This is a genomic window from Bacteroides sp. An322, assembly GCF_002161765.1.
Lineage (GTDB): Bacteria > Bacteroidota > Bacteroidia > Bacteroidales > Bacteroidaceae > Phocaeicola > Phocaeicola merdavium.
The window spans coordinates 37,404-62,979 of the sequence record NZ_NFIN01000016.1; the positions used below are offsets into that span (position 1 = coordinate 37,404).

Here is a 25,576-nt window from a genome sequence, read left to right on the forward strand (position 1 = left end):
CGTTGAATTTGCTTCCCTTCTTACAACGCCTGCATATCGTTCAACCGTTTGTAGTAGCCGTTCTTTTGGAGCAGTTCTTCGTGCTTGCCACACTCTACAATTTTGCCTTCGTAGAGCACATAGATGCGGTCGGCATTCTTGATAGTGGATAGACGATGGGCAATGGCTATCGTGGTGCGGGTCTTCATGAGGCGTTCCAAAGCCTCTTGCACCAGGCGTTCGCTTTCTGTATCAAGGGCGGAGGTCGCTTCGTCCAATATCAGGATAGCAGGGTTTTTCAGAATAGCACGGGCAATGGAGATGCGCTGACGCTGGCCTCCTGAGAGCTTGCAACCCCGGTCGCCGATATTGGTGTCGTATCCGTTTTCGCTTTCCATGATAAATTCGTGGGCATTGGCGACTTTTGCGGCGGCTATCACTTCTTCCATGGTGGCATTATCCACTCCGAAGGTGATGTTGTTGAAGAACGTGTCGTTGAAGAGGATGGCTTCCTGGTTCACATTGCCTATCAGGCTTCGTAAGTCTTTTACAGCCAAGTCTTTGATGTTTTGTCCGTCTATCAGGATTTCACCCGATTGCACATCATGGAAACGGGGCACAAGGTCGACTAATGTCGATTTGCCTGAGCCGCTTTGCCCTACTAAGGCTATGGTTTCGCCTTTCTTGATGCTGAGGCTCACGTCGTGGAGCACTTCATGGGTGCCGTAGCTGAACGAGATGTGGCGGAACTCCAGCCCTTCTTTCATTTCGCTGATGTGTCGGGCATCAGGGCGTTCCTTAATCGGGTTTTCCGCCTTCAGTATCTTGTCTACACGTTCCATGGATGCCAAGCCTTTCGGGATGTTGTAGCTTGCCTTCGAAAAATCTTTCAAGGGGTTGATGATGCTATACAGGATGACCATGTAGAAAATAAAGGTCGGTGCATCAATGGGTGATGATTCGCTCAGGATAAGCGAACCGCCGAACCACAATACCAGTACAATGAGGGTTGTACCTAAGAATTCGCTCATCGGATGGGCAAGGCTTTGGCGCATCGCAACACGGTTGGTGGCATTGCGGAACTCATTGCTGCACTTCACAAAACGGTTGATCATTTTGTCCTCGGCAATAAAGGCTTTGATGATACGCATTCCGCCCAGCGTTTCTTCCAGCTGCGACATGGTTTCGCTCCATTTGCTTTGTGCCTCAAGCGATTGGCGTTTCAGCTTTCTTCCTACTCTGCCCATAATCCAGCCCATAGCCGGAAGCACGATGAGGGTGAAGAGCGTGAGTTGCCAACTGGTGACAATCAGGGTGGTGAAATAGAAGAAGATAAGGATAGGATTCTTCAACAACATGTCGAGCGAACTGGTGATAGAGTTTTCGATTTCGCCCACATCGCCGCTCATACGGGCGATGATGTCGCCTTTCCGTTCGTCGGAAAGGAAACTAAGAGGCAGGTGCATCACTTTCGAATAGACCATGATGCGGATGTCGCGCACCACTCCCGTGCGGAGCGGAATCATGATTGCGCTAGAACCGAAATAGCAGGCGGTCTTCAGCAAGGTCATTCCGGCAAGGAATAGTCCTAACCAGAGTAGGGTGGTAGAAGGACCGAACATTTCAATCATCCGCGATGCGTAGTAATAGAAATTATTGACCGCCACGTCTTTGATATCGCCGCTTCCCCATGCCATGAAGTGATATACCTGATTGGCACCGTCGGTCTTGAACAGGATATTCAGTATCGGGATAAGCAAAGAGAAGGAGAACACGTTGAAGATAGCGGAGAGGATGTTCAACGCCACCGCACCGGCAACATATCTTTTATAGGGCGAGATGAACCGCCGCATCATCTGGAAAAATTCTTTCATAAAGGAATCTGCTTGTTTATGAGGGTGCAAAGATAAGGCATTTTTTCGGTATTTCTAAAGCTCTTCTTGATATTTATGCACATACGGGACGGAATTTGTGCATTTTAACTTCCGGCAGGATTTAAAGATTGAAACGCGTTTCTTTTCTTTTGGGTTCGGGTCATTATTCTTGTATGCCAAGGTAAGTTTTACATTCCGCCGGCTGGAACGTATATTCCACGGGCTGGAACGTATATTCCGCCGGCTGGAACGTACATTCCGCGGGCTGGAATATAAAACTTAATTGGTTGCATCGGTAAATGGAATTGATTGCATAGGCGAATGCATGTATATGGAAACGGGAATCCAGCCAAGAGAACACGGCTCTTCCATTTATCCGTAGGGGCGGGGTCTGCCCGCCCGAAGACATCAACTGCTCTATTCGTGGACGCATTCGGGCAGGCAAAGCCTGCCCCTACTGGTATTTGGTAAATGCGGACATCCATTTAGTGTTTTAAATGAAAGAGCCGAAAATGAAAGAACCGTACCAATAGGGCGGGGAATTCTTTTTAAGGTGAGTGTATTTCAAATAATATTTGTACATTTGTGCCTTGTAACCAAAAATGTTGTTGCAGAGATGAAGTTTGTCTATTATATCGTGTTCGCTTCGTGGTACGTGCTCTCCTTGCTTCCGTTGAGAGTGCTGTACGGAGTGTCCGACCTCTTATATTTCCCTTTGTTCTATTGTGTCAAGTACCGGCGCCGCATCGTGCATAAAAATCTGGTAAATTCGTTTCCAGAAAAGAGCGAAAAAGAAATCCTGCACATCGAGAAGCAATTCTACCGGTTCTTTTGTGATTATGTGGTAGAGACGATTAAGCTTTTCTCGATGTCGAAAAAAGAGATGATGCGCCGGATGACCTTTGGCGGGCTGGACAAGGTAAAGGCTGACCTGGAGCGGGAAAACAAGAAATGTTGCTTTCTCTATTTGGGACATTATTGCAACTGGGAGTATGTCGCTTCCATGCAATACTGGCTTCCGGAAATCCATTGCGGGCAAATCTATCATCCGTTATACAACAAGGCATTCGACCGCTTGTTTCTCAAGCTCCGCGGGCAATTCGGAGGGGATAACATCCCGATGAAGGAGACTTTGCGGCACATCCTTCGCCTGAGCCAGGGCGAAAAGAAAGTCATGGTGGGCTTTATTGCCGACCAGGCGCCGGGCTGGCAGGCTATGGAGCACTGGACAACGTTCCTGAATCAGGAAACCGCCTTCTTTTTGGGGACGGAACGCATCGGAAAGAAAATGGATGCAGCCATTTATTACGTGAATATCAAGCGGGTGAAGCGCGGGTATTATCATGCTGAACTGGAGCTTATAACCTTGCATCCCAATGAGTTGCCCCAATACCGTCTGACGGATATGTATTCCGAACATTTGGAGAAACAAATCAGGGAGGCTCCGGCTTATTGGCTTTGGACGCACAACCGCTGGAAACGGACGAAAAAGGAATGGGAAACAGGAAGCTGGAAATGGTGGTAATTATTAAAAAGATAAGAATATGATACGCAAACAAGACCGTTATGCCTGGATATTGGCAGCACTATGCATCGTCTCGCTTTTTTTGTTCATAGGCGAAGCGTTGTTCAATACACGGGGCGAACCGCGAGAAGCCGTTGTAGCACTTTCGATGCTTCAGGAAGGGAATTGGGTACTTCCGGTGAACAATGGGGTGGAATTGGCATTCAAACCGCCTTTGTTCCATTGGATGATTGCGGCAATTTCTTCGGTGACGGGAGCGGTGAGCGAATATACTTCGCGTATGCCTTCGGCATTGGCACTGGCGGTTATGGTACTGGCTGGATATGGCTTTTACGCTAAAAGGAGAGGGGCGGAAGTGGCTTTCCTGATGGGATTGATTACGTTGACAAACTTCGAGGTGCATCGTGCCGGGACGAATTGCCGGGTGGATATGTTGCTTTCGGCATTGATGGTATTGGCTTTGTACCAGCTTTATAAGTGGGGCGAGAAGCGTTTGCGGGGCATTCCGTGGGTCGGGGTGCTTTGCTTGAGCGGGGCGTTCTTGACCAAAGGTCCGGTAGGTGTGCTTCTTCCGTGTTTGGTGGTGGCGGTGTTCGTGTGGATTCGCGGCTTGAACTTTTGGCGCATTTTCTTCTCTTTCTTCGGCATCGTATTGCTTTCGTGTGTGCTTCCGATGTGTTGGTATTGGGCAGCCTACCAGCAAGGAGGAGACCGTTTTCTCCAGTTGGTGCTGGAAGAGAACGTGTTGCGTCTCTTGGGCAAGATGAGTTACGATTCGCATGTCAATCCGTTGCATTATAATTTCATCACCGTGTTTGCGGGCTATGTACCCTATACGCTTTTGGTGCTGATATCTGTATTTTTCCTGAAATACAAGCGGATAGAGGGAAAGCCGATGGCATGGTGGAACCGTTTTAAGGCTTATATCCGCAACATGGATGACGCACGTCTGTTCTCGTTGCTCAGCATTGTGATTATTTTCGTATTCTATTGCATTCCGAAAAGCAAGCGGAGTGTGTATCTGCTTCCTATTTATCCGTTCATCGCTTATTTCTTGGCGGAATATCTGATTTACTTGATTCGCAGGCATCGCAAAGCCGTCACGCTTTTCGGTACGGTTATGGCAAGTTTGTCGGTATTGTTGTTTTTGGTATTTGTGGCAGTACGGTGCGGCATCGTACCCGATAGCATTTTTTCGGGGAAACATGCAGCGGAAAACATTGCTTTTATGCGGGCACTGGAGCAAACGGCATTGGGTTGGAAATGGATTGTAGTCTTATTGCCTCTGGTTGCGGTTTATGCATTCTTTAAAATAAAACCGGTTCAACGTGAAAATCCGCTTGCGTATTCGGTGATAGGGATTATTTTTACTATCTTTTTTGCCTTGGACGGGTTTTATCAACCCACGGTATTGAACGTGAAATCAGACAAGCCCGTAGCAGACCGTATAGCGGAAATCGTGCCCGAAGGCAGGTTGTATTCGTATCGCACGGATGTATATGTGGCGAACCGCACACATCCGTTTACGATAAACTTTTATTTGGGCGACCGGGTGGTGCCTTTTGATGTGTTCTTGCCCGATGCAGGTTATCTGGTCGTTGGTGAATCGGATGTGGAAGCCTTTGGCAAGGCTTATCCGGCATACGAAATCAAGCAGGTGTATGATAGCAGGCACCGGAGTTGCGATGACCATAAGGTAGTGCAGCTTTATCAGTTCAGGAAGATGAAATGAAGCAAAAGAAAATATATGGTGAGATTCTTCGCTTCGGCATTGTAGGAGTGGGGGCTACGGCGTTGCATTACGGCATTTATTATCTTTTGCAGCAGGTGATGAATGTCAATGTGGCTTATACCGTGGGCTATGTGCTTTCGTTTGTCGCCAATTTCTATGCTACCGCTTATTTCACTTTTGCTTCGGTGCCTTCGTGGAAGAAGTTGTTCGGTATGGGAGCTGCACATGGTGTCAACTATTTGCTTCATATCGTGTTGTTGAATCTCTTTTTATATGTCGGTATTCCGAAAGTATGGGCACCTTTGCCTGTATTTGCTATCGCCATACCGGTTAATTTTATCTTAGTCAGATTTGTATTCAAACATAAAAGATAATGCTATGAAATTCGTAATTGTAGTTCCTTGTTACAATGAAGAAGCGGTATTGCCCGAAACGACCGCCCAACTTTCACGGGTGCTTGATTCCTTGTTGGAAAGGAAAGCCATAAGCCACGGGATGATTCTTTATGTAGACGACGGAAGCAAAGATGCCACTTGGAGTTTGATTCAGCAATATGCAAAAGAAAATGCGTATGTAGAAGGTTTGAAACTGGCGCATAACGTAGGTCATCAGCATGCGCTTTGGGCAGGATTGGAATGGGCTTCGGTTCATGCGGATGCATGTGTTTCGATAGATGCCGACCTGCAAGACGATGTAGAGGCTATCGGTACGATGGTGGACTATTATAATAAAGGTATTGATATCGTATTCGGCGTGCGTCGGGAACGGAAGACAGATACGTTCTTCAAACGTACTACGGCTCAAGGATTTTATCGGCTGATGCGAGGATTGGGAGGTGATATTGTTTATAACCATGCCGATTTCCGCTTGATGAGCCGCCGCACGCTTCAGGCATTGGTTTCCTATCCCGAACGCAACTTATTCCTTCGCGGTATGGTTTCTTCTTTGGGTTATCCGACGGCAATGGTTTATTATGACCGTAAGGAGCGTTTTGCCGGAGAGTCGAAATATCCGTTAAAGAAGATGATTAGCTTTGCGCTGGATGGCATTACCTCGTTTTCCGTCCGTCCGTTGCGTTACATCACTTATTTAGGCTTATTCTTTATGCTAATCGCCATGTTTGCAATTGTTTACGGCTTGTGTTCGTATGCCGAGGGAAATACGATTCCCGGGTGGACTTCTTTGCTGGTATCGGTCTGGTTTATCGGAGGGGCAATATTGTTGGCATGTGGCATTATTGGCGAATATGTGGGGAAGATATATAAGGAAGTGAAGCAACGTCCGCGCTATTTCGTGGAGCAAACCACACTGGAATCTGCTGGAATGCGGAAGGATGCAGATGTTTGCGGATGACTTTTCTTAAAAGGAATTGTTAATGTAGTGAAAATGTAATTGTTAAGATTAAACTTCCGGTCATTTTCAGGCTCTAATAATAAATTTGTAATTTGTTAGCAATATGAAAAACAACAAGAATTTGTTATGGGTTATGGGCCTTATGGCAGCATCTTTTTCGCAAGCGCAAGACTTGCAATTGAATGACAGCTGTTATTTTGAAAGGCAAGGAGTAAATGTGCTGGTTTTCAGCAATAGTTTTAATGGCGGATTCAATGACGAGAAAAACTCAGGTATTGAGATTATCCAACATGGCATCCGTGCCATTCAAGGCGGTGCCGTGCGGTTGAATAACACGCCTGAACAATGGGATTTGGTGCCGAAGATGACTTACCGGAATGTGAACCGTGAACAAGGAAGCATCGAAGTCGGACTGCGTTATGAGGACTACGATTTTGATAGCCGTGTGGTAGTTACTGCACAAGGGAAAGCGGTGGAAATAGCCGTCTGGCTTGATAAACCCGTGCCGGAAGAACTTGTCGGAAATGCCGGTCTGAATTTGGAGTTTCTTCCTTCCAGATATTGGCTGAAGACATTTTCGATGGACGGTCGGTTGAATCGTTTCCCGCGTTATGCTACCAGTCAGACCGTTGCTCGTCCCAATAATGAGAAACCTCGGCAATTTAAAGGTTTCAAGACATACGATGACAGAGGTACGGGACGTTTCGTTGACCCCCTTCCTTTTGAAACGGGGCATAGCATTACGATGGCAATGGATGACCCGGAGCGTATGATTCGTATCCATAGTAATGATGCAGAACTGAAACTTTACGACGGGCGTATGCTGGCACAGAACGGCTGGTTTGTGCTTCGTAGCGTTTTGCCTGCAGGAAAGACGGGAAAAGTAGTGAGCTGGACGGTAGAGCCTTATGCGGTTGAAGGCTGGATTCGGAAACCAAATATCGGATTTTGCCAAGTAGGTTACACGCCAGACCAGCCAAAGGTAAGCGTTATCGAATTGGATAAGAACGATTCGCCGAAAGCGGTTGCTGCCCTGATGCGTATCAATGAAGACGGAACCGTTTCAAAGGCTTACGAAGGGAAGATTGATACATGGGGACGTTATTATAAATACAATTATGTGAAGTTTGATTTCTCAAGTGTAAAAGAACCGGGTATTTACTACATCCAATACGATACGGTAAAGACCAATAATTTCTTGATTGACGAACGTGTATACGATAAGATAACCGATGCCACTACAGATGTGTGGGTGCCTATTCACATGAATCACATGTTTGTGAACGAAGGCTATCGCGTATGGCATGGCGAGCCGTTCAAGGAAGGATACTTGCAAGCTCCTCCCAGCGACCATTTTGACTTGCATTATCAAGGTCCTGTTACAGATACGAAATACAAACCTTTGGAACTCATTCCCGGACTGAATGTCGGAGGCTTCTTTGATGCCGGTGATTTTGATATTGAGACCGGTGCGAATATCAATGTGGTAGAGAATCTGATTCGTGCATGGGAGCTTTTTAAGCCCTTGCGTGATGAAACTTTCGTAAGTGAAGAACAGCGTTATGTGGATCTGCACCGTCCTGACGGAACTCCTGATATTATGCAATACATCCAACATGGCGTGCTTAATCTGGTGGCACAGGCAGAGCAGATAGGGCACATGGCTTCTACATTGTCAAATTCTGTTTTGGATAATTATCATCATTTGGGAGACGCTGCATCCATTACCGATGGGTTGCACTACGACCCTTCGCTTAAACCCTACGAGGTATCTGCAGATGGAAAACGGAGTGGTACGCCTGATGATATGTGGGCTTTTACGACACGGAATCCTCGTCTCGATATGCGTGCGGCGACTATGTTTGCCGCCGCGGCTCATGCACTGAAAGGCTATAATGATAGTTTGGCAGCACGGGCATTGACGCAATCGAAACGTTTGATGAAAGAAGCCGAAGAGCTTTTAAGCCAACGTGCTGAATCGGAGAAGAATAATACCCGTGCAAGGTTTGGCGGTGTAGCGGCTACGAATCTGCAACTTTATGCCGCTACGCAGGAAAAAGGCTATTTGGATGTGTTTAAGAAGGAAATTTGGAACGAACTGGACCGGAATTTGGAATTTAACCTTCAGACCGCACTTGACGCTATTCCTTATATGGATGAAGATTATCGCGAGAAACTGCGTCCGTATGTAGAGAAATATGCGCAATACATCCAAGACTTTGATCGCCAGAATCCGTATGGTGTGCCTATCGGTACAGGCAATTGGGCAGGAATCGGTCCGTTGCTTAGTTTCGGTACTACGGTATGTTTCGCACATCTTTATTATCCTGATATTGTGGCAAAGAATGAGGTGTATCGTGCCGTTAATTGGCTTTTCGGATGCCACCCTTACCACAATTATTCGTTTGTGGCAGCAGTAGGAGCAGCTCGTCCGAAGGCGGTATTCTATGGAAACAACCGTGCTGATTTCTCATTCATACCGGGCAATGTCGCTCCTGGAGTGCTTTTCCGTAAGCCCGACCATTTCGAGAACTTCGATGATTGGCTCTTCCTTTGGGGACAGAACGAAGGAACCATAGCCGGCAATACGCAATACATCATCTTCGGCTCAGCTTTCAAGCATATTGTAGGAGAGGAGGATAATTAATTGATATTATTAACCGATGATAAAATAGAAAAGCACGGGAATAAGGATTTTAAATCAATTAAAAACCTCTTTCCCGTGCTTTCTATTCTATTACATATCAATTGTTCTTGTTCGCCCGTTTGCGTTCGATTTCATCAAGGATAATCTTACGCATACGCATACTCTTCGGGGTTACTTCCACGTATTCGTCTTCCTTGATGTATTCCAATGCTTCTTCCAATGAGAATACCACCGGAGGGATGATACGTGCCTTGTCATCCGAACCTGACGCACGCATGTTGGTCAGCTTCTTCGACTTTGTGACGTTTATCACCAAGTCGTTTTCATGTACGTGTTCGCCTACCACTTGTCCGGCATAGACTTCTTCTTGCGGATAAATGAAGAAGCGTCCGCGGTCTTGAAGCTTATCGATAGCGTATGCAAAAGCGGTTCCGCTTTCCATGGCTATCATCGAGCCGTTGGTACGGCGGGGAATATCTCCTTTGTATGGCTGGTATTCTTTGAAGCGGTGTGCCATGATAGCTTCTCCTTGAGAAGCGGTCAATACGTTGGTACGCAGACCGATGATGCCGCGCGAAGGCATATCGAACTCGATGTTCACACGGTCGCCTTGGGTTTCCATAGAAACCATTTCACCTTTCCGGCGGGTCACCATATCAATCATCTTGCTTGAGAACTCTTCGGGAACGCTGATAGTCAGTTCTTCAATCGGTTCGCATTTCACTCCGTCTATCTCTTTGAAGATAACCTGAGGCTGGCCTACCTGCAATTCATATCCTTCACGGCGCATGGTCTCAATCAATACCGAGAGGTGCAGCACGCCACGTCCTGATACAATCCATTTGCCGTCTTCGTTTTCGGTTTTACGTACACGGAGGGCAAGGTTCTTATCCAATTCCTTCATCAAGCGGTCTTGGATATGGCGTGAAGTCACATATTTGCCTTCTTTTCCGAAGAAAGGTGAGTCGTTAATCGTAAATAACATACTCATCGTAGGCTCATCAATGGCGATAGGAGGAAGCGGTTCTGGATTTTCGAAGTCGCAAATGGTATCGCCGATTTCAAATCCTTCTATACCGATAACTGCACAAATATCACCTGAAGATACAGATTGTACTTTTTGGCGTCCCAATCCTTCGAAAGTATGTACTTCCTTTATCTTAGACTTCACCATACTTCCGTCACGTTTTGCCAACGTGATGTTCATGCCCTCGCTAATGGTTCCGCGGTGTACGCGCCCTACGGCGATACGTCCCGTATAAGATGAATAGTCGAGTGAGGTAATCAGCATTTGCGGTGTCCCTTCCAGTTGTTTAGGGGCTGGGATGTATTTCACGATAGCGTCCAAAAGCGGTTCGATGGTGCCTGTAGGCGTTTTCCAGTCTTCGCCCATCCAGTTGTTCTTAGCCGAGCCATAGAGCACGGGGAAATCCAACTGGTCTTCCGTAGCGTTGAGGCTGAACATCAGGTCGAATACCATTTCATATACTTCTTCGGGACGGCAATTAGGCTTGTCCACTTTATTGACTACTACGATGGGTTTCAATCCTATCTGCAATGCCTTTTGGAGCACGAATCGTGTTTGCGGCATGGGACCTTCGAAAGCGTCTACCAGCAGGATACATCCGTCTGCCATGTTCAATACACGCTCCACTTCACCACCGAAATCGGCGTGTCCCGGAGTATCGATGATATTGATTTTCGTACCCTTATAGTTGATAGATACATTCTTCGAAAGGATGGTTATCCCTCTTTCACGTTCCAAGTCGTTGTTATCCAGCACCAGTTCACCGTTGGTCTGGTCGTTGCGGAACAAATGTCCCGCCAGCATCATCTTGTCCACGAGTGTCGTCTTTCCATGGTCTACGTGGGCGATGATAGCAATGTTTCTAATGTCTTGCATACTATACCTATTATTTGGGCGCAAAGTTACTATTTTTTCTCCAATTTGTTCAAATCAAATGTCATGTATTTGATGAGTTTATATTTTTTGTATTTTTATGATTACTGAATTAAAAAGCAATGTCAATCAATGAAAAATTATCGTTTTTTGTTGGTTGTTTGCCATATTGTTATTACTTTTAAGCTAGTATATTTACCTTAAATAAGTTCCTTATGAAAAATAGTTATGTAAAATACGGAATATATTCTGTAGTTATTTGGAATATATTCATAGCGATTTTGTCGTATGTTAGTTTTGTTTTTTATAACGAATCTATTTATGATGAAATGTTTGGAAGCGTTTTTGATTGTGGTATGGCTATTTTCTTTATTGTCTTATGGTCAATAATATGGTATTTTGTAGGTTATTATGGACGGAAAAGATTTTTGGTGAGCCGTACGTTATTTAAAGATAAGCATCCTTGTTTGAATAGCCGTGTAATAGATAAGTATTATTCATTATTTTATTTTTCAAAGGCTTCAAAATTATTACTGAAAGTAGTTTTGGTTTCTATACCAAGCTATGTATTGTTGCATCTTGAAAGGGGCTTTTCCTCTTTGGATTTTATAGCAATCAGTTTACTCTGTATGCTTTCTGTTTTTTTGTTTTATGCTTATAAGAAGCTTGAAAAAGAAAGTATTGTTTGAGTATAACGAATAAAAGTCCTATATTATTTAAGGGCTTTTATTCGTTTCTGCTAAATAGCCGTATCGTTTTTATGGTAAAGATTTGTAGCAATATGATTCATAAGGTTTTAATTAGATTATTTTCATTATGTGAATAAAAGCGACAAGATAAAAACGAAGTCAATCAGCAGTAAACAAAGATAAAAGATTGTCCACCATTTGACATGTTTAGAAAAAGCTTCGTCCCTTCCTATATATCCTAAGTAAATAGCGGTAGTTACAATAAAGATAAGGGGGACTATCGTTATCAAGTATTTGAATCCGTCACTTGCATTAGCATACTCCCATGGATTATAAAAATGATTCACGGGAAAATGAAAGCCAAAAAGAAATACTACACTGGATATAAATGAAAACTTATGCAGCAATGTGTTTGCTAGCCTTCCTTTCAAGATTGTTAAAGTGGTTTCCATAATAAATTTTATGTTGATTGATATCCGCAAATATAACACAAATTTTTCTCTTTATGATATTGTTATAGAAGATATTTTAGCAAAAGTGTTTGCCGTATAAAAGATTATTCCTATCTTTGCACCCGCAAATTGATTTATATAAATAATAAAACAGTCAAAATTATGTATTTAGACGCAGCTAAAAAGCAAGAAATCTTTGAAAAGTACGGAAAGTCTAACACTGATACTGGGTCTCCTGAGTCTCAGATTGCATTGTTTTCATACCGTATTTCTCACCTGACAGAGCACTTGAAGCTCAACAGAAAAGATTATACAACTGAAAGATCTTTGACCAAGATGGTAGGTAAGCGTCGTGCATTGCTCGATTACCTGAAGCGTCGCGATATCGAAAGATACCGTGCTATCGTGAAAGAACTTGGTCTGCGTAAGTAATTCATTCTTACGTAACGAAACAACGGAAGCCCCTGCTGGTAGAAAGAACCTGCAGGGGCTTTTTACTTCTTCCCAAATTGTTATATGAAGGTATTTGTATAGGCTGGTGTATAAGATAATGCTTCTTGGTCTTTGTCCAATCCTACTAGGGTAGGATTGCAATACTACCCTAGTAGGATTGGAGTCCTATCTATGAAAAACAGCAGTCCTACTTAGGTGGGATTAGCAATGAAACCGATAGGATGCAGGAATAAATCGGTTATCCCGCCCAATTCTCCCGGTCTAAGTTCCGATAGCTGATGGCTTCAGCGAGGTGTTTGGGGAGGATGGCTTCGCTTCCGTCCAGGTCGGCTATGGTGCGGGAAACCTTCAGGATGCGGTCGTAGGCACGGGCGGAGAGGTTGAAGCGTTCCATGGCGGTGCGGAGGAGAGTCATGCCTTGTGCATCGGGCTGGGCGTATTGATGCAGGAGGCGGGAAGTCATTTGCGCGTTGCAATGCACGCCCGGTATATCGGCAAAACGCTTGGCTTGTATCTGTCGGGCATGTATCACACGCTCGCGGATGGCGGCACTGGGTTCGCCTGACTTGCGTTCGGCAAGTTTTTCGAAAGGTACGGGGACGATTTCCACTTGGATATCAATCCTATCGAGCAAAGGACCGGAGATGCGGTTCAGGTATTTCTGTACTTGTCCGGGAGTGCATACACAATGGCGAGTAGGATGATTGTAGTACCCGCAGGGACAAGGGTTCATCGAGGCTATCAGGGTGAAGCTGGCGGGATAATCCAAGGTATATTTGGCACGCGAAATCGTGATATGCCGGTCTTCGAGAGGTTGGCGGAGCACTTCGAGGACGCTCCGGTTGAACTCGGGAAGCTCGTCAAGGAAGAGGACACCGTTATGTGCCAAGCTGATTTCACCCGGCTGGGGATTGGTGCCTCCGCCTACCATAGCCACTTGCGAAATAGTGTGGTGCGGGCTTCGGAAAGGGCGGACGGCGATGAGGGACGAATCTTTCCCTAACTTTCCGGCTACGGAATGTATCTTTGTCGTCTCCAAGCTCTCGGCAAGGGAGAGAGGAGGAAGGATGCTGGGAAGGCATTTCGCCATCATCGATTTCCCGCTTCCCGGCGCACCGATCATAATCAGGTTATGCCCTCCAGCCGCCGCTACCTCTAAGGCACGCTTTACATTCTCCTGCCCTTTGACATCCGCGAAGTCGAAAGGAAAGTTGGTCTGGCTCCGGTAAAACTCCTCACGTGTATTGACGATAGTGGGTTCTAATTCGCGTTTCCCGTTGAAGAAATCGATGACTTCGGTGATGTTTTCTACGCCATATACGTTCAAGTTATTGACCACGGCGGCTTCACGCGCGTTTTGCTTGGGGAGGATAAAGCCTTCGAAGCCTTGCTGGCGGGCACAGATGGCTATGGGAAGGGCACCTTTGATGGGTTGGAGGCTTCCGTCGAGGCTTAGTTCGCCGATGAGGAGATAGCGTTCGAGCTTCTCGGGAGATACGGCTCCGGAGACCGCTAAGATGCCGATAGCCAAGGGAAGGTCGTAGGAAGAGCCTTCTTTCCGGATATCCGCGGGAGCCATGTTGATCACGATTTGGCAAGTTGGGAATTTGTATCCGTTCACTTGGAGGGCGGCTACGATACGCTCATGGCTCTCTTTTACGGCAGAGTCGGGCAATCCTACGAGGAAAAACTTGATTCCCCGGGAGCTATTGACTTCGATTGTGACGATGGTGGCGTCTATTCCTTGAACGGCTGCACCGAATAATTTAATTAGCATTTAAGCTGTGTTTTGCGTTCCTATTCTTTTAGTTCTTCGTTTACTTTATTATATAACGCTTGATTGTATAATTGTACATCAATAATTTTCCTACTATTGTTTATTAAGATATTAGCAGGGAGCGTATGAATTTGGTTTTGTTTTACGATGGTGTTGTTCCAACCCTTGAAATCGCAGGTTTCTATCCATTGCTTGGTGTCTTTCTTGCATTTTTCCAGCCATTTGTCTTTCTCATAATCGAGGGAGATATTCAAGACTTTGAATTTCTTTTCGGGAAATTTCTCAACGAGTTTTGCCAAAGAATCGCGCCGGACGAGGCTTTCTTCGTCCCAGCTTGCCCAAAAGTTGAGCAAGGTATAGCTTCCTTTTTCTCCGGCCCACGAAATGTATTTCCCTTCACGGTCCTTGCACGAGAAATAATTGACGTATTCTTTGTTTTGCCGGGTGTTGTTTTCTTGCGAGGGCAAAGTCTTGAGTATCACGCTCAGAATGCGGCTATCCTTGATGTTTCCCGCAAGAGGAGCAATCAACCGGTCGATTTTCTCTGTATCGGGCGAGGGGACCTGGATGAAATATTGGTTAATCAGGTATGCCGAGGCAAACGAAGAAGGGTGGGTTTGGATAAACTTTTCTACGGCTTGCGCAATGGATGCCGAGTCTTTCAGAGCCTGCACTTCTTTCAATAGCGCACCGTATTCCCCGTTCATTCCGTCTCCCGTGATGTCGGGTGCTTGGAAGGTTCCGGCAAGTGTCATTTCCTGCCCTTTATCGGCAAAGACAGGTATCACTTCTCCCGTTTCGGGCATGACCAGACGGAAGAGGGTGATGGTGTCGGGAGTGAAGGCGTAATCGAATTTCCCTTCTTTCGGGAATATCGTATCAAGTCTTGAGGTGGGGTCGTCGTAGACCACAAGTATGGGTTTATCCGCAAGTCCGTCCATTTCTGCCCGGATTGTGAACGTTGGGTTTTCCTTGCAGGAAGAAAGGGCAAGCATTATAAGTGCGATAAGCGTTGGATATATCTTCATGGTTCGTTGCATATAGATGAATTGACCTGCGAATATACATAAATTATTTGAAATAAAAAAACCGGAGCGCGAATCGCACTCCGGTTCCTAATCACTAAATGTTTAATTTATGAAAAACAGATTCTATTTATTGAATCTCATTTGCATATTTAGCGAACTCGCGGTCGTTCTGAGCGCTTGCTTTCAAGCTTGCGTCTTTCTGACCTACCTTAGCCATGCTTGATTTAACCAAGTCGGCATTGTTGGTGCGTGCACCTACGATAGCCATCAGGTAATCAGTATAAGCATCCGGGTTCTTAACGCCTTCCAATGTAGTCTTAGCCTTGTTGTAGTCTTTAGCCAAGATTTGAGCCAAAGCGGCTGAGTTGGTCTTGGTGTCACCGAAAGCTTGTACGGCACGGTCGTATTGGCCTTGTTTGATGTACAGGTTACCCAAAGCTTCGTTAGCGGTGTTAGCGCCGGTAGACTTGCTCAAGTAAGTTTCAGCTTGTGCTACATTGCCTTTGCACAATTCGCACAAACCGAGGTTGGTGTTCACTTCAGCTGCGTTTGCGCTCTTGCTTGCTGCTTGTTTGAAGTAGTTTTCAGCTGCGTTCAAGTCGCCTGCTGCGTATGACATCATACCCAAGTTGTTATAAGCACGGAAGTCGTTCGGATATTTTTCGATAGCTCTCTTGTAAATAGCTTCCTTGCGTGCGTTGTCTTGAGTCAGGGTAGCTGCATACAACAATTCGTCTACGCTGATAGAATCTTCTTTTGCATCGAATGCTGCGTTGATTTCTTCATCGCTACGTCCGATAACATCATAGTTAGCGGTCAAGCGTGCACGACGCAATTGCGGAAGGATTTCATCTGCCAAAGTCTTGTAAACTGAAGAGATGTTCTTGATTTCAGTTTCGCGTTGTTCAGGGTCTTGATACATAGAGAGCACTCGCAAGATGAGGTCTTTATCCTGGATGTTTGATTTAGAAACCAATTCCTGGAAGCCTTCCCAGTCTTGTGCGGTGTATTTAGCGTCAACCTGAGTTTCGATTTCGCCTTTCTTCAATTGCTTGTTCAGGTACTTTTCAGTGTTTTCCTGACGGTCTTCAGCCAAACCAGTGTTCAGTTTCACACCACCATCCGGAGATGCGTATGCAGAGATTTCGATGTTGTTCAGCTTGAAGTTTTTCTTGTCACCGTTGATAGCAACTACTTTCTTGTTGAAATCTTTGATGCCGTCCGACTTCAATTCGCTTGCGCGGATGTTAGCCTGTTGGATCAAGAACATGATTTGAGCTTCTTGAGCTTGCTTGATGATGCGTTGGAATGCATCTTCCGCGTATGCTGCGTTAGCAGACTTAACGGTAGGCAATTCAGAAGTAGCGATTACACCATCGGCAATCTTTACAGAAGGAATGGTGTATTCTTTCTTACCTTTCTTGATTTTGAAATCAAGATACAATTCAGACTTAGCCATTTCGGGAACATAGTCGAAAGAGGCTTTCATCGTATAGGTACCGCCCATCTTGTAAGAGATAGTCTGGTCATTACCTTCCACTTTTTCACCTTGGAACATAGCAGGCTGGCCTTTGGCTTCGCCTCCGTCCCATCTCAATACCGGAGTAACTTCAACGGTTGCTGTTTTCTTGAAATACTTTTCAGGGAACTTACCTGTGATAGTTACAGGCACTTTACCACCGATAGCTTCCAATACTTCAGGATCAGTTGTGAAATAGCTCGGGTCCAATTCACCCATCTTGCTACATGAAGAGAAAGCAAGAACTAACAATGCCACTAAGGGCAAATACAACTTCTTAATCATGGTTTTTAATTATTTAGTTTGTTATAAAATATAATCTAGCTTGGCTTTTCTGCTTTCGCTTTATTTATTTGGGGCAAAGATAAGAAAAACTCCGATAGCTGTTAACTTTTTGCGCTCTTTTTTTAAACAGATATTAAAAAAAAGATTAAAATCAGCTCTATGGCTTACCAAAAGCATGTTTTTTATTCCGCGGATGATGCTCGATAATCTCTTGGCGGAGCATGTTGCGGTCGATGTGGGTATAAATCTCGGTGGTTCCGATGCTTTCGTGCCCTAACATGGCTTGGATGGCACGCAGGTTGGCTCCGCCTTCTAAGAGGTGGGTGGCGAACGAGTGGCGGAAGGTGTGGGGGCTAATGGACTTTTTCAAGCCGATGCGGTCTGCCAACTCCTTTATTATATGGAACACCATGATGCGGGAGATGTTTTTCCCGAACCGGCTTATGAACACAAAGTCTTCGTATTCGGGTTTTATTTTGGCATTGCCGCGCTCTACGAAATAATTCTTCAGTTCGTTGATGGCGCGGGGCGAGATGGGCACGAGGCGTTGCTTGCTTCCCTTGCCTTCCACCTTGATGAAGCCTTCGTTCAGATAGAGGTCGGATAGCTTGAGGTTGCATAGCTCGGAGACGCGTAATCCGCAACTATACAAGGTCTCCAGTATCGCCCGGTTGCGTTGCCCTTCGGGAGTGGTTTGGTCAATGGCTCCGATAAGCGCGTCTATCTCTTCCACGGTCAGCACATCGGGCAAATGCCTGCCTATCTGGGGCGATTCGAGCAATTCGCTGGGGTCTTGGCGGATATAGTCATCGAGGGTGAGGAAGCGGAAGAACGAGCGGATGCCCGAAAGGATGCGGGCTTGCGAGCGGGGATGGATGCCGATGTCGTGAAGCCCGGCGGAGAAATTCTCTAAGTCCTGCAGGGTCACATCGGTGATGTCAATGCCTTCCAAGGTGAGGTAAGCGAGCAATTTATCCAAGTCGGTGAGGTAGGCTTCTACCGTGTTTTCGGATAAAGAACGCTCTAATTTGAGGTATTGACGGTACTTTAACAATATCTTTTCGTAACTTCTCATTTCTTTTTCGTATCTTTGTGCCGAATTTTTTCTCGGCAAAGTTATTAAAAAGTTTTACTCAGTATAAATATGAGGATACAAATAATCAATGGCCCTAACATCAATCTGTTGGGCAAACGCGAACCGGGCATTTACGGTTCGACTTCGTTCGAAGATTATCTGCAAACGTTAAGAGGACGTTATCCGGAGGTGGAAATAGCGTATTTCCAGTCGAACGTAGAAGGCGAGATGATTAACAAAATTCACGAGGTAGGCTTCACGTGCGACGGGATTATTATGAATGCCGGAGCCTATACCCATACTTCCATAGCCTTACAGGATGCCATCCGTGCGGTGACCGCTCCCGTTATCGAGGTACATATATCTAATGTACACGCGCGTGAGGAATTCCGCCATAAGTCGATGATAGCATGTGCGTGCCGCGGAGTGATATGCGGTTTCGGGCTTGACTCGTACCGGTTGGCGTTGGAAGCTTTATTGACGAAACACTAAAACTCTAAACTATATGATGCTTAAACAAACAAAAATCGTTGCGTCTATTTCAGATTTGCGTTGCGATGTCGATTTTATCAGAGACCTGTTCAACGCAGGTATGAACGTAGTGCGTATGAATACCGCTCATGCTAATCGTGAAGGGTTCGAGAAACTGATAAATAATGTGCGCCAGGTATCGAACCGCATCGGTATCTTGATGGATACCAAAGGGCCGGAAGTGCGGACTACGGCAAGTGCGGAAGGCTCGATTGACTTCAAGACGGGCGAGAAGGTCTGCATTGTGGGGAATCCTGAACAGGAGACGACTCATGAATGCATTGCGGTCAGCTATCCGGGGTTCGTACACGACCTTTCGGTAGGCGCGAATGTCTTGATTGATGACGGGGAATTGGGATTGAAAGTAATAGATAAAAACGAAGATACCTTGTTTTGCGAGGTATGCAATGACGCTACGTTGGGCAACCGCAAGAGCGTGAATGTGCCGGGCGTACGCATCAACCTGCCTTCGCTTACCGAGAAAGACCGGAACAACATCTTGTATGCTATCGAGAAGGACATCGATTTCATCGCCCACTCGTTTGTGCGCAACAAGCAGGATGTATTGGATATCCGCGAGATACTCGATGCGCACAAGAGTGACATTCAGATTATCGCGAAGATAGAGAACCAAGAAGGTGTGGACAACATCGACGAGATTTTGGAAGTGGCGGACGGTATCATGGTGGCTCGTGGCGACTTGGGTATCGAAGTGCCTCAAGAACGCATTCCGGGCATCCAGCGCAAATTGATTAAGAAATGTATCTTGGCGCGCAAGCCGGTGATTGTAGCCACTCAGATGCTTCATACGATGATTAACAACCCGCGTCCGACCCGTGCCGAGGTGACCGATATCGCCAATGCCATTTATTACCGCACCGATGCGTTGATGCTGAGCGGCGAGACGGCATACGGGAAATATCCGGTAGAAGCCGTGAAGACCATGACGAAGATTGCGGCACAAGCCGAGAAAGACAAAATGGAAGAAAACGATATCCCTATTCCTCTGACTCCGGAGAATACCGATGTCACCAGCTTCTTGGCAAAGCAGGCGGTACGAGCTACGACCCTCATGCCTATCCGTGCCTTGATTACAGATAGCTTTAGTGGGCGCACGGCACGTAGCTTGGCTGCATTCCGCGGGAAATATCCGGTGCTGGCTATTTGCTATAAGGAAAAGACCATGCGCCATTTGGCATTGTCATACGGGGTAGAAGCCATCTATATGCCCGAAAAGGCGAACGGACAGGAGTATTATTTCACGGCATTGCGCAAATTGCTCAACGACGGTGTGTTGACACGGAATGAAATGGTGGCATACCTGAGCGGCGGAAAGAAAGGCACGCATACTTCGTTCCTCGAAATCAACCGGGTGGATGATGTGTTGGAGAATGCCGATGATTATGTATTGCCGAACCGGAATAGGTATTTATAATGAAAGAAACCGACACGCTGGATGCGTACATACTCGCGCATATCGACCCGGAGAGCGATTATCTGAAAGCGCTTTACCGGGCTACGCATGTCAAGCTCTTGCGCCCCCGCATGGCTTCGGGGCATTTGCAAGGGCGGATGTTGAAGATGTTTGTGGAGATGATACGTCCCCGGCAGGTGCTTGAGATTGGGACATATAGCGGATATTCCGCCTTGTGCCTTGCCGAAGGGCTGGAAGAGGGTGCCATGCTTCATACGTTCGAAATCAACGATGAGCAGGAAGACTTCACCCGTCCGTGGCTGGAAGGTTCGCCCTACGCCGATAAAATCAAGTTTTATATCGGCGATGCCCTGCAGATGGTGCCGCAGATGGACATCACCTTCGACCTCGCCTTTGTAGACGGGAACAAGCGGGTGTATATCGATTATTACGAGATGATATTGCCCAAGCTCCGTGCGGGAGGCTATATCATAGCCGATAATACTTTGTGGGACGGGCATGTATTAGAAGAGCCTCGGAGTGCCGATGCGCAGACCATTGGCATTAAGAAGTTCAATGATTATGTGGCGTCCGATGAGCGTGTAGAGAAAGTCATCCTCCCATTGAGGGACGGGTTGACAATCATCAGGAAGAAATAGATAGAAGCATTGCAAAAAGATATGTGTATTCTTTGATTGAACACAGAGACGCAGAGGCACAGACTTCTCTAAAGATAAAACTCTGTGACTTTGTGTCTCTGTGTTCCATTTCATTATACTTAAAACGAAATATATGGAAACAACCAGACAAAACAAGATTGCGCGGCTCATTCAGAAAGAGCTGAGCGAGATGTTCCAGGCACAGACACGCGCTATGCATGGCGTATTGGTGTCGGTTAGTGTGGTGCGTATCAGCCCCGACATGAGCTATGCGCGTGGATATTTGAGCGTGTTCCCTTCCGAACGTGCCGAGGAAATTGTGAAGAACATCAACGATAATGTGAAGTCCATCCGTTACGAACTGGGCAAGCGGGTGCGCTATCAGCTCCGCATCATTCCGGAGTTGAAGTTCTTTGTAGATGATTCGCTGGACTATGCGGCACACATTGATGAGCTGTTGAAGAAATGAATTTTCCCTTTTACATTGCCCGTCGGTACCTGTTCTCGAAGAAGTCGCACAATGCCATTAATGTCATTTCGGCTATCTCCGTGTGCGGGGTGGCATTGGCTACCCTTGCCTTGATATGTACTTTATCCGTCTTCAACGGGTTTCAAGACCTTGTGGCATCGTTCTTTACGGCATTCGACCCCGAATTGAAGGTTACGGCGGTGCGCGGGAAGGTGTTCGACGGACAAGACCCGCGTGTGCTTGCCCTGAAGCAGATGCCCGAAGTGGAGGTCTATTCCGAGTCGCTCGAGGACAATGCCATGGTGCAATACCAGGGAAGGCAGGCAATGGCGGTCATTAAGGGAGTGGAAGATAATTTCGACCGCCTTACCCCGATAGACAGCATTCTTTTCGGACGGGGCGACTTGATGTTGCATGACGAGGTGGCGGATTATGCCATACCCGGCATCCAGTTGCTTTCTTCGTTGGGGAGCGGCATCCGTTTTCTCGACCCGTTGGAAGTGTATGCGCCCAAGCGTGGGGCGAAAGTCAATGTGGCAAATCCGTCCACGGCTTTCGTGAGCGGGAACCTGTTCTCTTCGGGGTTGGTCTTTGCGGTCAACCAAGAGAAATACGATGCTTCGTATATCTTGACTTCCTTGGCGTTCGCGCGGCGTTTGTTCCAATATGATACCGAGGTGAGTGCCGTCAACTTGCGCTTGAATCCGGATGCGGATATCGATGCGGTGAAGAAAGAGGTGCAAGAACGCTTAGGGGCGGATTTCCGTGTGCAAGACCGCTACGAGCAACAAGCGGACACATACCGCATCATGCGTGTCGAGAAGCTGATTTCTTATCTTTTCCTTACCTTTATCTTGGTGATTGCCTGCTTCAATGTCATCGGCTCGCTCTCGATGCTCATCATCGATAAGCGCGAAGATGTGGTGACCTTGCGCAATTTAGGGGCAAGCGATAGTCAGATTGTGCGCATTTTCCTCTTCGAGGGGCGGATGATTTCGTTCTTCGGCGCTTTTGTCGGGGTTGCATTAGGTTTGTTCCTGTGCTGGCTCCAGCAGGCGTTCGGGCTAATCCGCTTGGGCAATTCAGGAAGTTTCGTGGTCGATGCCTATCCGGTAAGTGTAGAGGCGATGGATGTGCTCGTGGTTTTCGTCACGGTCCTCCTCGTAGGTTTCCTCTCGGTATGGTATCCCGTAAGGTATCTTAGCAAGCGGTTGCTGAAATGATTAATATTATGGAAATAAATATCATTCAAATGAATAATAGTCAGGATGTTATAAAACAGCAACCTCGCCAAGGATGGGCAAAGGCTGCACAACGGGCGCATGAAGTTGGCGATGATGAACTTTTATTACCTGATGTATTTGAGGACGAATTGTTGGAGGATTGGACTGATGTGCAAGGTCAACCATCACATTCGTATCGACAAATAAATTAGGCTTCATTGGTATTTCTCTTCTAAATGTTTGCGGTAAGCTTCTTTCTCATCAAAATCAGCGGGAAGATGCAGGTCAATTCCTAAGCTTTCCACAAAAGGAGTGACTTGTTCTTTCGGCGTTTTTTTATTCATTTGCTCTATATAGCGTCGAATGAAAGATTCTACTATTTGAGTTAAATCTGTATGGTGGCGTTTTGCCAATTGTTCGGCTTCGTTCCACAATGTTGGGTTTATTTGTATAGTTTCCATAAGCAATTATGTTTTGTTAATGTTTTTGATAGCACACAGAAGGACACAGAGAAACACAGGTTTTATTTAATGAATATCCGCAAATATCCAATGTAGGGGCGGGGTTTGCCCGCCTGGATGCATCAACGTATGTATTGTGGGCGCATTCGGGCAGGCAAACCCTGCCCCTACAGGGATTGGGGTAAAACGCGGGCTTTCAACTCTCCTCTCACTCCGCCAGCACGAAGTCGAGCTGTTTCTTCTCTAAGTTGGCGCGGGCTACCTTGATTTTTACCGGGTCGCCTAAGCTGAACTTGCGGTGATGGCGGCGTCCGATGAGGCAATAGTTCTTCTCGTCGAACTCGTAGTAATCGTCGCCCAAGTCGCGCATGCCTACCATGCCTTCGCACTTGTTCTCGTTGATTTCCACGTAGATGCCCCACTCAGTCACGCCCGAGATGACGCCTTCGTACACGTTTCCGATGCGTTCGCCCATAAACTCTACCTGCTTGTACTTGATAGAGGCGCGTTCGGCGCTTGCGGCGGTCTGTTCCATGGCGGAGCTATGGTCGCACAGTTCTTCGTACTTGTCGGCTTGGGCGGTGCGCCCTCCGGCTTCGTAGCGGGTGAGGAGGCGGTGCACCATCAGGTCGGGATAACGGCGGATGGGCGAGGTGAAATGGGTGTAATAGTCAAACGCCAAGCCGTAGTGCCCGATGTTGTGGATAGAGTAGCGTGCCTTCTGCATGGCGCGGAGCGATACCGTTTCGATGAGGTTCTGCTCCTTCTTGCCCGATACGTCGCTCAGCAGGCGGTTGAGCGAGCGCGACACTTCGGTCTTCGTCCCGCCCGTGCGTATCTTGTAGCCGAAGCGGGCGATGAACTGGTTCAGGTTCTCTAATTTCATCGGGTCGGGCAGGTCGTGGATGCGGTAGGGCAATACTTTCGGCTTCTTGTTCTTGGGCACCTTGCCCACGTGTTCCGCTACGGTGCGGTTTGCCAACAGCATGAACTCTTCTATCAGCTTGTTCGCTTCCTTCGATTCCTTGAAATACACGCTCAGCGGCTTGCCTTTTTCGTCTATCTCGAATTTCACTTCCACACGGTCGAAGTCAATCGAGCCTGCCGCCATGCGGCGTGCGCGGAGCTGCTGGGCGAGGCGGTTCAGTTCCAGTATCTCGTAATTAAAGTCGCCCGTGCCGGTCTCGATGATGGCTTGCGCTTCTTCGTAGGTGAAGCGGCGGTCCGATTTGATGACGGTGTGGCGGATGCGGTAGTCTTTCACCTCGGCTTGGTCGTTCAGGTTGAAGATGACCGAGTAGGCGAGCTTTTCTTCATCGGGGCGGAGCGAGCAGATGAAGTTGCACAGGCGTTCGGGCAGCATCGGGATGGTGCGGTCTACGAGGTACACCGAGGTGGCTCGCTTCACGGCTTCCTTGTCGATGGCGCTGCCTTCTTTCACGTAGTGCGACACGTCGGCGATGTGTACGCCTACTTCCCACAGTCCGGGCTTCAGCGGGCGGATAGAGAGGGCGTCGTCGAAGTCCTTGGCGTCCTTGGGGTCGATGGTGAAGGTGGTCACGCCGCGGAAGTCTTCACGCTCGGCATAGTCTTCGGGGGTGATTTCCGCCGATAGCTTCTCGGCTGCGGCTTCCACCGTGGCGGGATAGGTGTAGGGCAGCCCGTATTCCGCCAAGATGGCGTGCATCTCGGTGGTGTTGTCGCCTGCCTTGCCCAATACGTCTATCACCTCGCCGAAGGGGTTCTTCGCCTCGTCGGGCCATTCGGTGATGCGCACCACCGCCTTGTCGCCGTTCTTTCCGCCTTTCAGCTTCTCCTTCGGAATGAAGATGTCGTTTGCCAATGTGCTCGACTCGGTGAGCAGGAAGGCATAGTTCTTCGTTACTTTCAGCGTGCCTACGAAGGTGGTCTTGGCGCGTTCCAATACCTCGATTACTTCGCCTTCGGGGGCTTTGCGCTTGCGCCGTGCGCAGAGGGCTACGCGCACCCGGTCGCCGTTCATGGCGTGCGCCGAGTTGCGTTCGGCGATGAAGATGGGCGTTCCTCCCTCGTCGGGCGTGAAGGTGTTCTTGCCGTTGCTCTTGCGCTGGAAGGTTCCGGTCAGTATCTGTCCCTTGTCGTTGAGCTTATAATGTCCCTTTTCCGGTTCGGTCAGGAATCCGTCTTCTGTCATTTCCTCTACGATGTCGTTGCAGAGCATTTTCAGAGGGTGTGTAGTCAGCTTCAGCCCGCCGAACAGTTGTTTCAGGCTGAATGCTTGTGTCGGCCTTAACTGGAAGTAGCTGACAATCAGCTCGGCGAGTTCGCGCTTCTTCATGCGCTTGCCGCCTTTCTTTTCTTTTTTCTTCTTAGCCATAGTCGTATTCTTTAGTGTCGGAGCAAAAAACGTTGCCCTTCGTTTGTTTCTCCTACAAAGTAAAGAAAATAAATGGAATATTGTTCATCCTTTGCCACAGATTTTTCATTCCATGTCAAAGATACCACCTTTTCGGCAATTGGCAATGGATTTGGAGCGGGTGAACGTAAAAATC

General features: G+C 47.1%; 22 protein-coding genes. 13 read left to right on the forward strand and 9 right to left on the reverse strand.

Annotated elements, in window-relative coordinates:
- Positions 1-20 precede the first annotated feature (20 nt).
- Positions 21-1,853 (reverse strand): ABC transporter ATP-binding protein, encoded by a 1,833-nt coding sequence (locus B5F91_RS09600; protein ID WP_087428872.1) that lies wholly within the window; start codon positions 1,851-1,853, stop codon positions 21-23.
- A 163-nt stretch (positions 1,854-2,016) separates the two neighbouring features.
- Positions 2,017-2,286 (reverse strand): hypothetical protein, encoded by a 270-nt coding sequence (locus tag B5F91_RS09605; RefSeq protein ID WP_144025099.1) that lies wholly within the window; start codon positions 2,284-2,286, stop codon positions 2,017-2,019.
- Between the two features lie 183 nt (positions 2,287-2,469).
- Between B5F91_RS09605 and B5F91_RS09610 the strand changes: the two genes are divergently transcribed.
- The 5 genes from B5F91_RS09610 (at position 2,470) to B5F91_RS09630 (ending at position 9,110) form a co-directional block, all read left to right on the forward strand.
- The gene (locus B5F91_RS09610) at positions 2,470-3,378 is read left to right on the forward strand and encodes a lysophospholipid acyltransferase family protein (RefSeq protein WP_087428874.1); all 909 of its coding nucleotides are present in this window, start codon (positions 2,470-2,472) and stop codon (positions 3,376-3,378) included.
- A gap of 19 nt (positions 3,379-3,397) precedes the next feature.
- The gene (locus B5F91_RS09615; protein WP_087428875.1) at positions 3,398-5,110 is read left to right on the forward strand and encodes a glycosyltransferase family 39 protein; all 1,713 of its coding nucleotides are present in this window, start codon (positions 3,398-3,400) and stop codon (positions 5,108-5,110) included.
- Entirely contained in the window at positions 5,107-5,484 is a 378-nt protein-coding gene (locus tag B5F91_RS09620) for a GtrA family protein (RefSeq protein ID WP_087428876.1), read from the forward strand. Before B5F91_RS09615 ends, B5F91_RS09620 begins: the two co-directional genes overlap by 4 nt.
- Positions 5,485-5,488: 4 nt before the next feature.
- A complete protein-coding gene (locus tag B5F91_RS09625; RefSeq protein WP_087428877.1) occupies positions 5,489-6,463 on the forward strand; it encodes a glycosyltransferase family 2 protein in 975 nt (324 codons plus the stop codon).
- A 142-nt stretch (positions 6,464-6,605) separates the two neighbouring features.
- Complete coding sequence (locus B5F91_RS09630; protein WP_239416395.1) at positions 6,606-9,110, forward strand: glycoside hydrolase family 9 protein; 2,505 nt, start codon at positions 6,606-6,608, stop codon at positions 9,108-9,110.
- Between the two features lie 97 nt (positions 9,111-9,207).
- On the opposite strand, the gene typA is transcribed toward B5F91_RS09630, so the two are convergent.
- Positions 9,208-11,013 (reverse strand): translational GTPase TypA, encoded by a 1,806-nt coding sequence (gene typA / locus B5F91_RS09635; RefSeq protein WP_087428879.1) that lies wholly within the window; start codon positions 11,011-11,013, stop codon positions 9,208-9,210.
- Positions 11,014-11,225: 212 nt separating this feature from the next.
- Here typA and B5F91_RS09640 point away from each other — a divergent pair, with 212 nt between their 5' ends.
- On the forward strand, positions 11,226-11,699 hold the full coding sequence (locus B5F91_RS09640) for a hypothetical protein (RefSeq protein ID WP_087428880.1): 474 nt from the start codon (positions 11,226-11,228) through the stop codon (positions 11,697-11,699).
- Between the two features lie 614 nt (positions 11,700-12,313).
- On the forward strand, positions 12,314-12,583 hold the full coding sequence (gene rpsO, locus B5F91_RS09650; RefSeq protein ID WP_087428882.1) for a 30S ribosomal protein S15: 270 nt from the start codon (positions 12,314-12,316) through the stop codon (positions 12,581-12,583).
- Between the two features lie 259 nt (positions 12,584-12,842).
- Here the strand turns inward: rpsO and B5F91_RS09655 are convergent, their stop codons facing one another.
- The 4 genes from B5F91_RS09655 to xerD all read right to left on the reverse strand — a co-directional run bounded on the left by B5F91_RS09655 (position 12,843) and on the right by xerD (position 18,288).
- The gene (locus B5F91_RS09655; protein ID WP_087428883.1) at positions 12,843-14,381 is read right to left on the reverse strand and encodes a YifB family Mg chelatase-like AAA ATPase; all 1,539 of its coding nucleotides are present in this window, start codon (positions 14,379-14,381) and stop codon (positions 12,843-12,845) included.
- Positions 14,382-14,401: 20 nt separating this feature from the next.
- On the reverse strand, positions 14,402-15,409 hold the full coding sequence (locus B5F91_RS09660; protein ID WP_087428904.1) for a thioredoxin-like domain-containing protein: 1,008 nt from the start codon (positions 15,407-15,409) through the stop codon (positions 14,402-14,404).
- Between the two features lie 127 nt (positions 15,410-15,536).
- The gene (locus B5F91_RS09665; RefSeq protein WP_087428884.1) at positions 15,537-17,213 is read right to left on the reverse strand and encodes a tetratricopeptide repeat protein; all 1,677 of its coding nucleotides are present in this window, start codon (positions 17,211-17,213) and stop codon (positions 15,537-15,539) included.
- Between the two features lie 157 nt (positions 17,214-17,370).
- A complete protein-coding gene (xerD, locus tag B5F91_RS09670) occupies positions 17,371-18,288 on the reverse strand; it encodes a site-specific tyrosine recombinase XerD (protein ID WP_087428885.1) in 918 nt (305 codons plus the stop codon).
- 69 nt (positions 18,289-18,357) lie between these two features.
- Between xerD and aroQ the strand changes: the two genes are divergently transcribed.
- From aroQ to B5F91_RS09700, 6 genes are all read left to right on the forward strand, one after another.
- Entirely contained in the window at positions 18,358-18,780 is a 423-nt protein-coding gene (gene aroQ, locus B5F91_RS09675) for a type II 3-dehydroquinate dehydratase (RefSeq protein ID WP_087428886.1), read from the forward strand.
- A gap of 13 nt (positions 18,781-18,793) precedes the next feature.
- Complete coding sequence (gene pyk / locus B5F91_RS09680; RefSeq protein WP_087428887.1) at positions 18,794-20,254, forward strand: pyruvate kinase; 1,461 nt, start codon at positions 18,794-18,796, stop codon at positions 20,252-20,254.
- Positions 20,254-20,892 carry a class I SAM-dependent methyltransferase gene (locus B5F91_RS09685; RefSeq protein ID WP_087428888.1) on the forward strand — a complete coding sequence of 213 codons (639 nt, stop codon included), beginning with the start codon at positions 20,254-20,256 and terminating at the stop codon, positions 20,890-20,892. Before pyk ends, B5F91_RS09685 begins: the two co-directional genes overlap by 1 nt.
- A 133-nt stretch (positions 20,893-21,025) precedes the next feature.
- On the forward strand, positions 21,026-21,361 hold the full coding sequence (gene rbfA / locus B5F91_RS09690) for a 30S ribosome-binding factor RbfA (protein WP_087428889.1): 336 nt from the start codon (positions 21,026-21,028) through the stop codon (positions 21,359-21,361).
- Positions 21,358-22,584, forward strand: a complete 1,227-nt coding sequence (locus B5F91_RS09695) for an FtsX-like permease family protein (RefSeq protein ID WP_087428890.1) — start codon at positions 21,358-21,360, stop codon at positions 22,582-22,584. The genes rbfA and B5F91_RS09695 overlap by 4 nt, the downstream gene beginning before the upstream one ends.
- An 8-nt stretch (positions 22,585-22,592) precedes the next feature.
- Positions 22,593-22,796 (forward strand): hypothetical protein, encoded by a 204-nt coding sequence (locus tag B5F91_RS09700; RefSeq protein WP_087428905.1) that lies wholly within the window; start codon positions 22,593-22,595, stop codon positions 22,794-22,796.
- Between the two features lie 3 nt (positions 22,797-22,799).
- On the opposite strand, the gene B5F91_RS09705 is transcribed toward B5F91_RS09700, so the two are convergent.
- Positions 22,800-23,045 (reverse strand): DUF6364 family protein, encoded by a 246-nt coding sequence (locus B5F91_RS09705; RefSeq protein ID WP_087428891.1) that lies wholly within the window; start codon positions 23,043-23,045, stop codon positions 22,800-22,802.
- A 208-nt stretch (positions 23,046-23,253) separates the two neighbouring features.
- Positions 23,254-25,401, reverse strand: coding sequence for a ribonuclease R (gene rnr, locus B5F91_RS09710; protein WP_087428892.1), 2,148 nt, complete (start codon positions 25,399-25,401; stop codon positions 23,254-23,256).
- Between the last annotated feature and the right edge of the window lie 175 nt (positions 25,402-25,576).